The 14,184-nt window shown below is 72.5% G+C and carries 10 protein-coding genes; 5 read left to right on the top strand and 5 right to left on the bottom strand.

The window, feature by feature from the left end:
- Window positions 1-43: 43 nt before the first annotated feature.
- Window positions 44-1,096 carry a glycosyltransferase family 2 protein gene (locus E1294_RS53190; RefSeq protein WP_165977624.1) on the bottom strand — a complete coding sequence of 351 codons (1,053 nt, stop codon included), beginning with the start codon at window positions 1,094-1,096 and terminating at the stop codon, window positions 44-46.
- Between the two features lie 395 nt (window positions 1,097-1,491).
- Between E1294_RS53190 and E1294_RS34510 the strand changes: the two genes are divergently transcribed.
- The 4 genes from E1294_RS34510 to E1294_RS34495 are packed head-to-tail and all read left to right on the top strand — an operon-like array spanning window position 1,492 to window position 7,092.
- Window positions 1,492-1,902 (top strand): hypothetical protein, encoded by a 411-nt coding sequence (locus tag E1294_RS34510; RefSeq protein ID WP_132515166.1) that lies wholly within the window; start codon window positions 1,492-1,494, stop codon window positions 1,900-1,902.
- The gene (locus E1294_RS34505; protein WP_132515165.1) at window positions 1,899-3,404 is read left to right on the top strand and encodes a glycosyltransferase family 2 protein; all 1,506 of its coding nucleotides are present in this window, start codon (window positions 1,899-1,901) and stop codon (window positions 3,402-3,404) included. The genes E1294_RS34510 and E1294_RS34505 overlap by 4 nt, the downstream gene beginning before the upstream one ends.
- Window positions 3,401-5,410, top strand: a complete 2,010-nt coding sequence (locus E1294_RS34500; protein WP_132515164.1) for a glycosyltransferase — start codon at window positions 3,401-3,403, stop codon at window positions 5,408-5,410. Before E1294_RS34505 ends, E1294_RS34500 begins: the two co-directional genes overlap by 4 nt.
- A complete protein-coding gene (locus E1294_RS34495; protein WP_165977623.1) occupies window positions 5,407-7,092 on the top strand; it encodes a glycosyltransferase family 2 protein in 1,686 nt (561 codons plus the stop codon). The genes E1294_RS34500 and E1294_RS34495 overlap by 4 nt, the downstream gene beginning before the upstream one ends.
- Window positions 7,093-7,152: 60 nt before the next feature.
- On the opposite strand, the gene E1294_RS34490 is transcribed toward E1294_RS34495, so the two are convergent.
- The 4 genes from E1294_RS34490 to E1294_RS34475 form a co-directional block, all read right to left on the bottom strand.
- Complete coding sequence (locus E1294_RS34490; RefSeq protein ID WP_281284557.1) at window positions 7,153-8,442, bottom strand: homoserine dehydrogenase; 1,290 nt, start codon at window positions 8,440-8,442, stop codon at window positions 7,153-7,155.
- The gene (gene lysA, locus E1294_RS34485) at window positions 8,439-9,824 is read right to left on the bottom strand and encodes a diaminopimelate decarboxylase (RefSeq protein WP_132515162.1); all 1,386 of its coding nucleotides are present in this window, start codon (window positions 9,822-9,824) and stop codon (window positions 8,439-8,441) included. Before lysA ends, E1294_RS34490 begins: the two co-directional genes overlap by 4 nt.
- 123 nt (window positions 9,825-9,947) lie before the next feature.
- Entirely contained in the window at window positions 9,948-10,571 is a 624-nt protein-coding gene (locus tag E1294_RS34480; protein ID WP_132515161.1) for an anticodon-binding protein, read from the bottom strand.
- A 10-nt stretch (window positions 10,572-10,581) separates the two neighbouring features.
- A complete protein-coding gene (locus E1294_RS34475) occupies window positions 10,582-12,429 on the bottom strand; it encodes a dehydroquinate synthase/iron-containing alcohol dehydrogenase family protein (RefSeq protein WP_246083494.1) in 1,848 nt (615 codons plus the stop codon).
- A 71-nt stretch (window positions 12,430-12,500) separates the two neighbouring features.
- Between E1294_RS34475 and E1294_RS34470 the strand changes: the two genes are divergently transcribed.
- Window positions 12,501-14,135, top strand: coding sequence for an asparagine synthetase B family protein (locus E1294_RS34470; protein ID WP_132515160.1), 1,635 nt, complete (start codon window positions 12,501-12,503; stop codon window positions 14,133-14,135).
- Window positions 14,136-14,184 lie beyond the last annotated feature (49 nt).

Genomic DNA, 14,184 nt, shown 5'->3' with positions numbered 1-14,184 from the left:
GGCGTGGGCTGGGCGAGCGTGCCGTCGGCGCTTCCGGGTGGCGTCATGCGGCCTCCATCAGCAGGCTCGGCCGGAAGCCGCGCCACTGGTTGGCGGCGACCTTGAGGAAGTGGGCGAGCGGCAGTTGCCAGGTGTGGTCGGCGGTGAGCCCTCTGCGCAGGACGTAGCCCAGCCCGTGGGTGCGGTAGATTCGCGCGCCGGCCTTTTGCGCGGCTTTCAGAAACTCGAGATCAACAGCGCGAGGCACGGCAGGAAATCCCCCTATTTCCTTGAGTTTTGAACGAGAAACCATGATCGTTCCTCCGGCCACATGATCGGACCACACCTCGCTCGGATAACGCGCCCCGCTCGCGAACGTCGTGCGTCTGATCGTCGCCTTCAGCGGCTCCAGGTAGAAGAACTCCGCGGTCGTGCCCACCACGTCGGCGCCGGTGTACGACATCGCCATGAACAGGTCGGCCAGGTGGCGGGGTCCGTACCAGTCGTCGTCGTCCCACTTCGCCAGGTGGTCGCCGCTCGCCAGGGCGGCCGTGCGGTTGAGCACCTCGCCGAACGGCACCGACGCCTCAGCCTCGATCCACTTCACCGGCAGCGAGCACGACTCGACCGCCTCGCGCACCTGCTCGAACCCCACCCCGTGCAGCCCGAGCAGCACCTCGGCCTCGACCTCGCGCTGGCGTTCCATCTGCGCCAGCGCCGCGCCGATCAGGATTGAGCGTTTGCTTGACATGACAATGCTGATCTTGGGGTGAATCGTGACCGGGTGCGCGAGCCGGCGCAGGCGTACGCTGTGCTCCTCGCGCCGGAGGTCGGCCAGGGAGCGCGCGGTGCCGTCGGCGGCGTGGCGGAGCCAGTCGCGGTCGGTGAGCAGCTCGGTGAGGCCGGCCGGCACCCAGGGCCGCGCGCGCTCGGCCGTCAGCGGGATGCCGGCGGCGGCCAGGCTCAGCAGGCCGTCGAGCGGCACGTCGGCAGCGGGCCACTCGATCTCCAGGCCGCGCAGCGGGCGTAGCCCTGGCACGTCGGGCGGCTGCCCGTCGACCACCCAGCTCCCGTCGGCCCAGTGCAGGCGGCCCAGCCCTTTCTCCGGCGTGCGCACGAAGCCGCTGGGGGTGGCGGGCCCAGCGGCAGGCCCCGTAGCGGGCCCAGCAGAGGGACCGGTAGAGGGCCCAGTAGAGGGACCGGTAGAGGGCCCAGTAGAGGGCAGGGCGGCGGACATGAAGGGGCGCTCCTCGAACGCTCGGGACTCAGTCGGCGCCTACCTTACGCCCGATTTACTGACTGGTAGCCACAACCTGGCACAATCGGCAGGCCCTATGGCATAGGGGATAAGGACCGGGTTCCCAGATTTCGCCAGGAACTTATGGCACGGTAGTGACCGCAGTTTACTAAGGTGGCAATAATCCCCAGATGCCCGTGAAGACTCCGATGTCCTGACAAGGTGTGAACTACGAAAGGTATGCGCGGATGCTCTCGCCCCGCCGACTGGCAGCGATGGCCGCACTCCTCGCAGCTGTGACCGTCGGTGTGCTCGCCCTCCTCGTCCTCTCCGGCACGATGCCCCTCGGCGCGGCGGCCGCCGTGGTGGCGTTCGTGGTGTCCATGGCGGCTCTCGCCTTCCTCACCCTCGTCGTGCGCCGCATCGACGGCAAGGCACACCGGATCGACCTGCGCGTCAAGAAGTACGAGGCCGAGCTGGCCAGGACCACCACCGCGATCAAGGCCATCGACACCCGGCTGGACCTGCTGGTGCGGGCCGTCGAGAACTCCTCGGCGCGGCGGGCCGACGATCTGGGCGCCGTCCTGGCCTCGCTCGGCGAGGACCGGGTGAACGCCATGGCGCGGGTGAAAGAGGTGGAGGAGCTTCGCGCGGAGGTTCGCGCGCTGGCCAAGGACTCCGTATGACGCGCGTCAGGCACAACGACTATTCACCGCTGCGTCCGCCCGCGACAGGGACGTGGGAGCCCTCGCTGCGCGTGTCCGTCGTCATCCCCGCCTACAACTGCGCTGACGTCCTGGAGCGTACGGTCGCCACGCTCGCGCGCCAGACGTACCCGTCCGAGCTGGTCGAGGTCGTCGTCGCGGACGACGGCAGCGAGCCGCCGATCCAGCTGCCGGGCGCGCGGGTCGTCCGGGTGGCCGAGGGGTGGGGGCGCGGCGCGGCCAGGCAGACCGGGCAGCTCGCCGCCACCGGAGACGTGGTCCACTGGCTCGACTCCGACATGCTCCTGCCCGACGACCACCTCGAGACGCACATGCGCTGGCACCACCTCATCGGCTACGCGGTGGTGATCGGCGACGTCCGGTTCGTGGACGAGCCGGGCGAGGAGGGCGTCCAGCCGGAATACACGAGGAAGACCCTGGAGTCGACCAGGCGGCTCAAGGACGCGGGCGCGAGCGCGTACCTGCTGCACACGGGCGCGTCCACCTCCGTGCGCGCCGGGCTGCTGCGCGCGGCCGGCGGCGTGGACGCCTCGCTCAACATGGCCGAGGACACCGAGCTCGGCTACCGGCTGGCCCAGGCAGGGGCGGTGTTCATCCCGGATGAGCAGGCCAGGGCATGGCACGTGGGGCCGTCCACCGTGATGGTGCGGGAGAAGGAGGTGCACCGGCACAACTGGTCGTACCTCGGCGACCTGATCCCCGCCCTGCGCTGGCTGCGTGCCCATCCGCGGCGCACGTGGCTCGTGCCCTACGTGCGGGTCGTGGTGACGGCCACCTCGTACGAGGAGACGCGCGCGACCGTGGACTCGGCGCTGGCGGGCACGCTCACCGACGCCGCCGTCGTGCTCGTCGGGCCTTGGGGCAAGCTGACCGGCGAACGCCGCGCCGGCCTCGACGACCCGCTGCTCGACCTGCGCCTGCTGCGCCATCTCTACGCCCACGAGCCCCGGGTCGAGTTCGCGGAGAGCGTACCGGCCTCCGCCGCGCCCGCTCCCTTCCTGCTCAGCGTCCCCACCGGATGGACGCTCGGCGCCGACACCCTCGCCGCGCTGGTCCGCCACGCGGACGGCGAGCAACTCGGCCTGGTCAGCGTGGCGCTGGCGGAGGGCGAGGACGGCGTCGTCGCCGCCCGCCTGGAGCGCACGGCCGCCTTCGCCCGCGCCGCCCTGTTCGAGGGGGCGGCCGACGACCTGGTGGACGAGATGTTCGGCTCGGAATGGGTCAGCGGATCCGCGTACGGCTTCGCGACGGCCGACGAGGCCGAGCCGCTGAGCGGTGACCCCGCGAAGTGGCGGGCGCTGGCGGGACGGCGGCTGGACGAGGTCAAGGAGCTGCGGGCGGAGGTGGAACGGCTGACGTCCGAGGTCGAACGGCTGTCCGCCGGTGAGCCGTCAGACGGCGCCCCCAGCGAACGGTTCGGCGGGCTGAGCTCGTTGCTCCGGCACCTGCGGAGCGCCGGATGATCCGGCGCCTGCTGGCGGAGCTGCGCCAGGCCCAGGTGTTCTTCGCCGGGATCGACGACGTCGAACCGCTCCACGCGGAGACCGGCCAGGGCGCCGTGACCACCCGGGACGTGGTGGACCTGGACCGGGACCTGCTGGGGACGCCCGCCGAACCCGGCAAGGCGCGCGAGGTGCTCGTCCTCGCCGGGACGCCCGCCGATCTGCGCAGGATCGCGACGCTCCACAAGCTGCTGCCGCGGGCCGAGCGGGTGGTGGTGGCCGTCCTGGACACGCCCGCGTCCCACCCGGCCCCCGTGCCCACGCCCACGCCCGCTCACCGGTGGCGGTCGCTGACGGATCTCCGGGTGCATCAGCCCGAGAACCGGGTCTGGGTGGTGGATGCCCGGTTCTCCTCCTCCACGCCCGCGGGGCGTACGGTCACGGCGACGGCGCGCGCGTTCGCGGGACACCGCCTGGACGTGATCGCGGCACCCGCGGCGGCGATCGCCGGAGTCGGCGCGGCGGACTGGCGACCGGGCGACCCGAACGCGACGCCCGCCGAGGTGACCGGGCCCGTGCCCGAGCGGGTCGGCGCCCCGGGCAGCGACGTGGTCCTCCGCACGCTCGCCGGCGGGCCGCCCGCCGAAGCGCCGGGCGTGCGGCCCGGCCACGGCCAGGGCGATCAGGACGGCGGGCGGGCCGCCGAGGAAGGCGGTGGGCCGGGGACCGCGGCGTGGGCAGGGGACGAGAGGCCGATCGAGCGGCCGGCGCTCCGGGCGGTGAGCTGGGAGCGGCTCGGACGTCCTGGCATGGCCGCGTCGCCGCTGGCCGACCCCGCCGTCCTCGGCGAGCCGTCGATGGTGCCGCCGGTGGACGAGCGCCTGGTGAACCCCCAGGGCTTCGTCACCACCCCGTCCCGGGGCATGGCGTCGCTGGCCGAGCGGGACGGCCGCTGGTCCGTGTTGCTGGACGGCAAGGCCGTGACGTCCTTCGCGGAATCAGGCGGCGTCACCGACGCGGACGTGGCCAGGTTGCGGCAGATCCGCGGCGTCGAGGTGGACTGGCAACGCGCGCACAGCGGCCCGCTGTCCGCCGTCCGGGTGCTGGCCGGGCTGGCCGCCGCCGGGGTGCCGCTGGTCTCGGAGCCGGCGCCGCGCTGGGCGGGCGCGCTCGGCGACGAGCTCATCGGGCTGATCGCGACGTCCCCGGACCTCTCGGACGACCTTCGCAGGGAGGAGCACAGCATCCGCCTGCGCCGGGCCGCGCTGCGTACGCACGGCGTGGCGGCCCGGTGGGAGCAGCTCGGCGCGCCCGCGCCCGCTCCCCCGCTCACGTCGGTCCTGCTGGCGACCCGCCGCGCCGGCATGGTGCCGTTCGCCCTCCGCCAGGTCGCCCGCCAGCGCGGCGGCCGGCTGGAGGTGATCCTCGCGCTGCACGGCGTCCCGAAGGGGCATCCGGACGTGGCGGCCGCGACGGCGGCGTTCGAGGGCCCGCTGACCGTGTACGAGGCCGACCCCCGGGCGGTCTTCGGCGAGGTGCTCAACGAGGCGGCCGCCAGGGCGTCGGGATCGTTCCTGCTGAAGATGGACGACGACGACTGGTACGGGCCCGACTTCCTGCCGGATCTGCTGCTCGCCCACGCGTACTCGGGAGCGCAGGTGGTCGGCACGGTGCCGGAGTTCGTCTACCTGTCGTCCATCGACGTCACCGTGCACCGCAGGCAGGCGACCGAGCAGATCACCAGCTTCGTCGCCGGCGGGACGATCCTGGCGGAGCGGTCGGCGTTCCAGGCGGTGGGCGGGTTCAGGCCGCTGCGGCGCTCGGTGGACACCCAGTTCCAGGAGGCGCTGCAGGCGGCGGGCGGGCAGATCTACCGTACGCACGGCCTGGGCTACATCCTGCGCAGGGGTCCGGCGGCCGGCCACACCTGGCAGGAGCCGATCGGGACGTTCCTGCAGCGCAACAGGCAGCAGTGGCGCGGCTTCCGGCCGAACGCCCTCATGGCCATGGACGGGAGCCGCCCGTGACCCGCATCCCCCGCATCAGGCGCAACGACTTCGGCACCCTCACCCCACCCGCGCTCGGCGCGTGGGACCCCACGCTGACCGTCACCGTCGTCATCCCGGCCCACGACCGCCAGGAGACCCTGGACCTGACGCTGGCGGCCCTGTCGGCGCAGAGCTATCCGGAGCACCTGCTCGACGTCATCGTGGTGGACGACGGCAGCTCCACGCCGCTCCAGCTGCCGGAGCTCGTGCCGGCCAGGACGAAGCTGATCTCCAGCCCGCCGGGCGGCTGGGGCCGCGCGTGGGCCGTGCAGGCGGGCGTGGACACCGCGACGGGCGAGGTGATCTTCGTTCTGGACGCCGACATGGTGCCGCACCGGCGGCACGTGGAGGCCCAGCTGCGCTGGCACCACCTGGCCCCGTACGTGGTGGCGCTGGGCTGGATCGACTTCACCGCCGGCGACGAGCTCCCGACGCAGCAGCAGGTACGGCAGGCCCTGGAAGCGGGGACGGAGCGGGAGTTGTTCCCCCTCTCACCGCACCGCCACGACTGGGCTGAGAAGATCATCCGCGATCACGACGGCCTCCGCACCGCCCCTAGTTCCCTGGCCGGCCGCATCCACGTGGGCGCCACGGTGTCGTACCCCGCGGCGCTGCTGCGCTCGATCGGCGGCATGGACACGTCGCTGGTGCTGGCCGAGGACACCGAGCTCGGCTACCGCCTCACGCAGGCGGGCGCGATATACGTCCCCGACCCGCAGTCGCGGGCGTGGCACATCGGCCTGCCGACGGCCATGCGCGACTTCGCGGCACTCAAGCGCTACAACGACCCCTACATCGCCGACCGCGTCCCCTACCGGCGCTACCTGCGCACGGATTCCGGCCGCCAGTGGCTGGTGCCGTACGTGGACGCCGTGGTGCCCGCGGGGACGTACGAGGACGTGCGGGCGAGCGTCGACGCCCTCCTGGCGAGCACGGTCCCGGACGTCCGGGTCACCGTCACCGGCCCCTGGGACGCCCTCACCACGGCCCGCCGCTCCCCGCTCGCCGACCCCGGCCTCGACCTGCGCCTCATCCTGGCCGCCTTCGACCACGACCCCCGCGTGCACCTGGCCGGGGACACCTCGCAGCCGCTCCCCGGGACACCTCCCTACCGGCTGTCCGTCCCGCCCGGCTGGATGGTCGCAGGCGATGCGGTGGAGCGCCTGGTGGGCCACATGGAGGAGCACGACCTCGGCGCCCTGCGCATCGTTCTGGAGGAGACGGCGCAGGGCGTGACCGCCGCCCGGCTGGACCGTACGGCGGCGCTGTCGAGAGCCGCCCTGGTGGCCGCGCCGGACGAGGATCAGGAGGACCTGGTCGACGCCCTGTTCGGCGTGGAATGGGTGGACGGTGAGACATGGGGCTTCAAGCGCCGCCCCGCCGTCTACCCGCCGCGCCGCAAACCCGTGTCGGACCTCGAACTGCTCGCCGCCAGGCAGGAGAAGGAGATCGCCCTCTACCGCAAGCGCACGGCCACGCTCAGGGCGGAGCTCGCGCAACTGCGCAGGGAGGCGAGCAAACACGGCAGGGACGCGGCGCGGTGGCGGGAGAAGGCGGAGACCTGGCGACGGGAGGCGGTGCGCCTGGCCCGCACCCAGGACCGCACGGTGCTCAAGCGCGCCGCCCGCAAGATCCGCGGCCTCGCCTTCCCCGGCAGATGACGTCGCCCGGTTCGGTGGTGACGAGCGCGGCGGGCAGGTGCGCCTGCGAAGCGGAGCGCGCTAGTCGTCGCCCTCCACCCGCATGACGCTGGCCACCGCGCGGACGATGTCTAGCTCGCGCAGCCCCTCCATGGTCGCCGACAGCGCGGCGTCGGTGGCGCGATGGGTGACGATGACGAGCTGGGCGTCGTCGCCGCGGCCCTCCTGGCGTACCGTCTGGATGGACACGTCGTGCTTGGCGAACAGCTCCGCCACCCGCGCCAGCACGCCGGGCTTGTCGGCCACGTCGAGGGCCACGTGGCAGCGCGTGACGGTCTCCCCCATGGGGTGCACGGCCAGGTCGGCGTAGGTGGACTCGTCGGGCCCGCGGGTGCCGGCCAGGCGGTTGCGGGCCACGGCCACGAGGTCGCCGAGCACGGCGGAGGCCGTCGGCGCGCCACCGGCGCCCTTGCCGTAGAACATGAGCTGCCCCGCCGACTCGGCTTCGACGAAGACCGCGTTGTACGCCTCGCGCACCCCGGCCAGCGGATGCGACCTGGGGATCATCGCCGGGTGCACCCGCACCCCGAAGGAGCGGCCGTCCTCGGAGCGGGCGCAGATGGCCAGCAGCTTGATGACGTAGCCCATGTCCTTGGCGGAGGCGACGTCGGTGGCGGTGATCTCGGTGATGCCCTCGCGGTGCACCTCGGCGGCCGTGACGCGGCTGTGGTAGGCGAGCCCGGCCAGGATGGCGGCCTTGGCGGCGGCGTCGAAGCCCTCGACGTCGGCCGTCGGGTCGGCCTCGGCGTAGCCCAGGGTCTGCGCCTCCTCCAGCGCGTCGGTGAAGGACGCGCCCGTGGTGTCCATCTTGTCGAGGATGTAGTTGGTGGTGCCGTTGACGATGCCCAGCACCCGCTTGACGTGGTCGCCCGCCAGCGACTCGCGCAGGGGGCGCAGCAACGGGATGGCGCCGGCCACGCTGGCCTCGAAGTAGAGGTCGCCGCCGCCCTGGCGGGCGGCTTCGTACAGGCTCGCGCCGTCCTCGGCCAGCAGCGCCTTGTTGGCGGTCACCACCGACTTGCCGCCCGACAGGGCGGCGACGATCAGCGAGCGGGCCGGCTCGATGCCGCCGATGACCTCGATCACGATGTCGACGTCGGCGCGGGTCACCAGCGCCTCGGCGTCGGTGGTGAGCAGCTCGGGGCCGACCGCGACGTCGCGCTTGCGGCCCAGCCGCCGCACGGCGACTCCGGCCAGCTCGAGCGGGGCGCCGATGCGGGCGGCCAGGTCGCCGGCCTGCTCGTGCATGAGCCGGATGACCTGGGTGCCGACGACGCCGCAGCCCAGCAGCGCCACTTTCAGCGGTTTCACAGCTGCCCCCTCAACAGGTCGTCCTCGGTCTCACCCTGCACGATCACGCGGGACTCGCCGCGCGACACGGCCACCACGGCGGGTCGGGGCAGGTAGTTGTAGTTGCTGGCCAGCGAACGGCAGTAGGCGCCGGTCGCGGCCACCGCGATCAGGTCGCCGGGGGCGAGGTCGGCGGGCAGGTGGCAGTCGCGCACGATGATGTCGCCGCTCTCGCAGTGTTTGCCGACCAGGCGGCTCAGCATGGGCCGGCCCTGGCTCTCGCGGCTGGCCAGCACGGCGGTGTATTCGGCGCCGTAGAGCGCCGTGCGCACGTTGTCGCTCATGCCGCCGTCGATGCTCACGTAGATGCGCAGGCCCTCGACGTCTTTGACGGTGCCGACCTCGTAGAGGGTGATGCCGCCAGGGCCGACGATCGTGCGGCCGGGCTCGACCGTGAGGCGGGGCACGGGCAGGCCCGCGTCGACGCAGACCTTGGTGACGATCTCGCGCAGGGCGTCGGCCAGCTCCTTGATGTCGGGCGCCTCGTCGCCGTCGACGTAGGCGATGCCGTAGCCGCCACCGAGGTCGAGCTCAGGCAGCACCACGCCGTGCTCGTCCTTGATCTGCACGAGGAGGGTGGCCAGCCGACGCGCGGCCACCTCGAACCCGGCGGTGTCGGCGATCTGGGAGCCGATGTGCGAGTGCAACCCGACGAGCTCGAGCTGCGGCAGCGCGAGGATGCGGCGTACGGCCTCCGCGGCGGTGCCGGAGTTGAGGGACAACCCGAACTTCTGGTCGTCGTGGGCCGTCGCGATGAACTCGTGGGTGTGCGCCTCGACCCCGGTGGTCACCCTGACCATCACCCTGGGCCGCTTGCCGAGCCGCTCGGCGTGGTAGCCGAGGCGGGCGATCTCCTCGAACGAGTCGACCACGATGTGCCCGACCCCGGCCTCCAGCGCCCTGGTCAGCTCGGCGGCGGACTTGTTGTTGCCGTGCATCGTGATGCGCCCCGGCGGGAACCCGACGCTCAGCGCGACGGCCAGCTCACCGCCGCTGGCCACGTCGAGCCCGAGGCCCTCGTCGCGCAACCAGCGCACGATCTCCTTGCACAGGAACGCCTTGCCGGCGTAGTGGACGTCGGAGTCGGCGAACGCCGTGGCGTAGTCGCGCATGCGCGAGCGCACGTCGTCCTCGTCGAGGACGTAGAGCGGGGTGCCGTGGTCGCGGGCCAGGTCGCGGACGTCCACGCCGCCGACGGTGAGCGCGCCTTCCGCGGCGCGCGTCGACGTTCGGGACCAGATCGCGGGGTTGATGCGGTTGATGTCGGCGGGCGCCAGCGGCGGGCGCTCGTGGGGCATCATCTCGGCGTGGCGGTCCCCGGCGGGATGGACGTATCGACTCACCCGATCGAGGCTATCGGAACCGCCACCCCTCCCAGGACCCGTGACCACGGATCGAGACGCGATCAAGCTTCAGAAGGGATATTTTTACGCCATTTCGCCGTTTGGCCGAATATTTGTGAGCAATCACAACCGATCGGGCCCGATGAGCACCCTGCCGACCGCCTCCGCCAGCCGCACCCGCGCCGTGTGCACCGGCTCCGCCAGGGCGTCCCCCATCGGCACGGCGGGCGCGTGCTCGTGCGCGTCGTGATAGGCCAGCGCCAGCCGCACGAGGTACGTCTCCCACCTCGGATCGCTGCGCGCCAGCCGCCCGGGCAGCTCGGCCAGGACCCGCAGCACCCGCCGGTCGTACGGATCGGCCGGCAGCCCGGCAGGGAAACCACCGGACGGCACCCCCAGCTCGCGGGCCCACCGCCGCACCGCGCAGGCCCGCGCGTGCCCGTACCGCACCACGAAGCCGGGGTTGTCCCAGGTGCGCGGGAAGTCAGGCCAGCCGGGTTCGGGGATGTCCAGCGGCTCCACGGTCTCGACCAGCTCACCCGGCACGCTCACGACGATCCGCAGGAACCCGTTCTCCCGCACGTCCACGTGCGACACCCCGTCGAGCTCGCGTACCCGGGCGGCGAGCGTCGCGGCCGGGACGCGCCGCCTCAGCGCGGCCGCCGAGACGTACGCGGCCTCCCGCTCCCACGTCCCCTCGGGCGCCGGCGGCTCCCCCAGCACCTCGGCCAGCTCGCCGGGCGTCATGTGGACGGCCTCAGATGAGGGCGTGCGGCTCGGCGGAGCCGTACTCGACCAGGAGGGCGGCGCCCAGCAACCAGCGGTCCTCGTCGCGTACGCGCACGTAACCGAACCGGTCGGCCGAGAACACCTTGATCCCGTCGGTGCGGCACTGCCGCATGAGCACCTCGTCCCACCCGTCGGTGAGATCGGCGAACCGCAGCTCGCGCAGCGTGTTCCTGCGCGCGAGCAGGGTCGCGCCGGCGATCTCGGGAAGGTAGGAGTATTCGGCGTCCGGCTGCTTGAGCAGCGTGGCCTGCGGCTTGCGCAGGTGGGCGTAGTAGGCGGCCTTGCCGGCGATGTCGGCGGTGCTGAACAGGAACGCCCGCCGCAGGTCGGACAGGTAGTGGGCGCCGTAGACGTCGCGCGGGTCCATGACCGCCACCAGGTCGGCCTCGCACAGGTCGATGCCGGCGTTGAGCATCGCGCCCTCGGTCGTCGACGGCTGCGGCCTGCGGTAGATCACGTCCACGTCGGGCAGCACGTCGCGGGCCCGCAGCTCGGCCTCCGGCGGCCCGATGACGATGAGCTGGTCGACGCCCGACTGCTTGGCGACCTGCGCCAGCGCGTGCTCCATCAGGTAGGGGTCGAGGATGGGCAGCAGGACGGAGGTGCTGAGCGTGGCGCGGGCGCTGGGCAGGCCGATCGCGTCGAGCAGCTCGTCGATCCGCTCGGTCATCGTGCCCATCTGGTACGCCCTGCGCAGCGCCACGTGCGCCCGCCGCGCGTCGGGCTCGGTGCCGATGGGCGTGCCGCAGGCGGCGATCTCGGCCAGCCGCCACTGGGGCGTGCCCGGCGGGCAGTCGGCCGCGGCCGGCCAGCGGTAGGAGGTCAGCACGTCGGGGTAGGCCAGGTGGCCGGGCAGGAGCTGGTCGAGCGTGAGCACCCGGTCGATGCGCCCGCCCGCCAGCGGCAGCGGGTTGTGCACCCGGGGCTGCACCCCGAACTGCAGCCGCGGCCACGCCACGGTCAGGTCGGTCGTGAAGCGGTGCTCGAACAGCTCGGCCGCCGCAGCGTAGGCGGCCACGTCGCCCCCCGTGTGCCAGAAGACCGTGCGGATGCCGCGCTCGGCGCACCAGGCCAGCAGCGCCTTGAGGCCGCCGCCGGGCTCCCCGGTGATCTCCTCCGCCCAGGGGCCCTGCGTGACGGACTCGACCACGAGCAGGTGAGGCACCTCCAGCGGGAGCACCCTGGCGAAGTCGCGCGGCGTGAAGCCGGTCGTCTGCCGCCACTCGTAACGCAGCAGCGCCTCGGCGTGCGGGTCGGCGATCACCGCCGCCGTCAGGTGGGGCCGCGTGTTGGGGCCGGTCGGCACCCGGAACGGCTTGAGCTTGAACGAGGCGCCGCCGAGCGTCCTGGTGGTGCTGGTGGCCTGGAACGCCGCTCCAGGGCGCTCGTCCTTGGCCTTGCCCGCGCCGGCGACGGGCTTGCGCTTGGGCGCGGACGGCCGCTTGACCGGCTTGGCGGCGCCCCTGAGGCCCTTGGCCAGCCGCATGGGGTTGTTCTTGCCGCTCTTGATGGCGTCGCCGAGCCGGTTCCATCGCGCGACCTTGATCGAGGACAGCTTCCAATTGGCCACCTCGGCCTGGAAGCGCTGCTCGGCCAGCTCCTTGCGCAGCTTGTCGGCCGCCGCCCGCTCGGCCTCCAGCCGTTCCTCGGCCGCGCCCAGCTGCTCGGCCAGCGCCCTGGCCTCCTCGGCGCTCTGCTCGGCCGCCGCCAGCTTGGCCTGGGCGGCGTCCAGCAGCCTCGCCAGCTCGGCGGCGCGCTCGGCCTGCGCCACGGCATCCCGCAACGCCCTCCGCGTGCTTTCCAGCTCAGTAGACAACTGGCCCTCCGCTCTCTCGGCCCGGCAAAGGATACTCTTTTGCAGGAAGCGTCTCGAAGGGATGAGATCCGGTGCAGTTCAACGTGCGGCCCTACGTATGCGGCGCTCTCGGCCGGATCGACACCGCCATGCTCGGCAAGCTGGCCGCCGCGGGCCCGAAGGTCCGGCCGGCGCTCCAGACGGGCGAGGCCGCACTGTTCAGCTCCACGCCGCTGCCGCCCTACCACCGCGCCGGCGGGGCGTTCGCGTTCTCCTGGGGCGAGCGCAAGCCCGCCGGGCCAGACGACTGGATGGCGGTAGCGGAGACGTACGAGACACCGGGCCTGATCGGCGACGGCCACCGGGTGACGCTCCACACGGGGGCCCTGGGGCTGGTCGACGTCTACTACGTGCGCCACGGCGACGCGGTCTACTTCTCGTCCCTCATCCAGCCGCTGCTCAGCCTGGTGCCGATCGAGATCGACTGGGCGGCGTGGGCCTCGATCATCCAGGCGACGTTCCCGATGGGCGAGGCGACCCCGTACACCGAGGTCAAGCGCCTGCCGGGATCGAGCGCGCTGGTGTTCGAGCACGACAGGCCGATGATCGAGCGCAGGCTGCCGCGCTGGCTGCGCACCGAGCCCTACGAGGCGTGGATCAGCCCTCACGAGATCGTGGAGCTGCTGCACGACGTGTACGCCGGCTACGAAGGGCGCAAGCTGCTCGTGCCGGTCAGCGGCGGTTACGACTCGCGCCTGCTGGCGAGCGTGGCCCAGGCCCGCGGGGCCGACGTCGAGTCGTGGACCACCAGCCCCGACGACGGCACCGACACCGACATCGCGTTCGCCCAGTCGATCACCAGGGAGCTGGGCATCCCGCACCGGATGATCACTCAGGACGCCGCCGACTATCCCGCCGACGCGGCCGACGTGGCCCGCAGGCTCGAATATCTGACGCCCCACCACGCCTGGTACGCCCCCTTCGCCAAGGAGGTGCACGGCTCCGGCCGCATGCTGATCGACGGCCTGGCGGGCGGGCCGCTGCTGAAGAACTTCATGGTCAGCGGGGCCGCCCTGGAGGCCAGGACCCAGGCCGAGCGCTCGGCCGCCGTGCTGAGGTCGCTGTCGCTGGGCGCGCCGTCGCAGCCGTTCCTGTCCAAGGCGGCGGCGGAGTGGATGGAGGAGACCGTCCGCGAGCAGTTCCTGGCGGCCACGTCCATGCTCCACGGGCACCGGGCCGAGCTGCCGCTGTCGGTGCTGCACACCAGGACCGTGCGGGGCATCGCGCGCTCGGTGGTCAACCTGGTGGGCCCTGAGGCGTCGTTCGCGGCGCCGTTCATCCATCCGGGTTTCTTCGACGCGGCGCTCTCTGTCGGCGTGGCCCGTAAGGACAAGGGCCGCTTCTACCGCGAGGTGTTGTACGCGGCCAATCCGCGGGTCGCCGCGCTGCCGTCGACCAACGTCGTCAAGCAGCCGCTGCGGCGGGTGCCGCTGCGGTCGACGGCCGTTCCTGCCCGAAATTATTCGCACCGGATGCTGGAGACCCTGGTGAGCCGGGTCCCGAGCCTGCTGTCGGATGAGCTGCACGAGGTGGTCGCGGGTGGCCCTGACGCGCTGACCAGGTTCAACGGGTGGAACGATCGTTTCTGGGTGCGTGGTTTGGTGCTTTTCGGGCTCTGGCTGAGCGACTTCGAGAACGACCTCTCGGACGTCGCTCCACCTTTTTAGTGAACTCTGGGTAACAGGGTGATTACATACAGATCGCTCGGGTATCAAC

Origin of the sequence: Nonomuraea diastatica, from assembly GCF_004349015.1 — a bacterium.
Classification (GTDB): Bacteria; Actinomycetota; Actinomycetes; order Streptosporangiales; family Streptosporangiaceae; genus Nonomuraea; species Nonomuraea diastatica.
The sequence above is the reverse complement of the archived record's forward strand: the minus strand, read 5'-3'. Positions and strand labels throughout refer to the sequence as shown.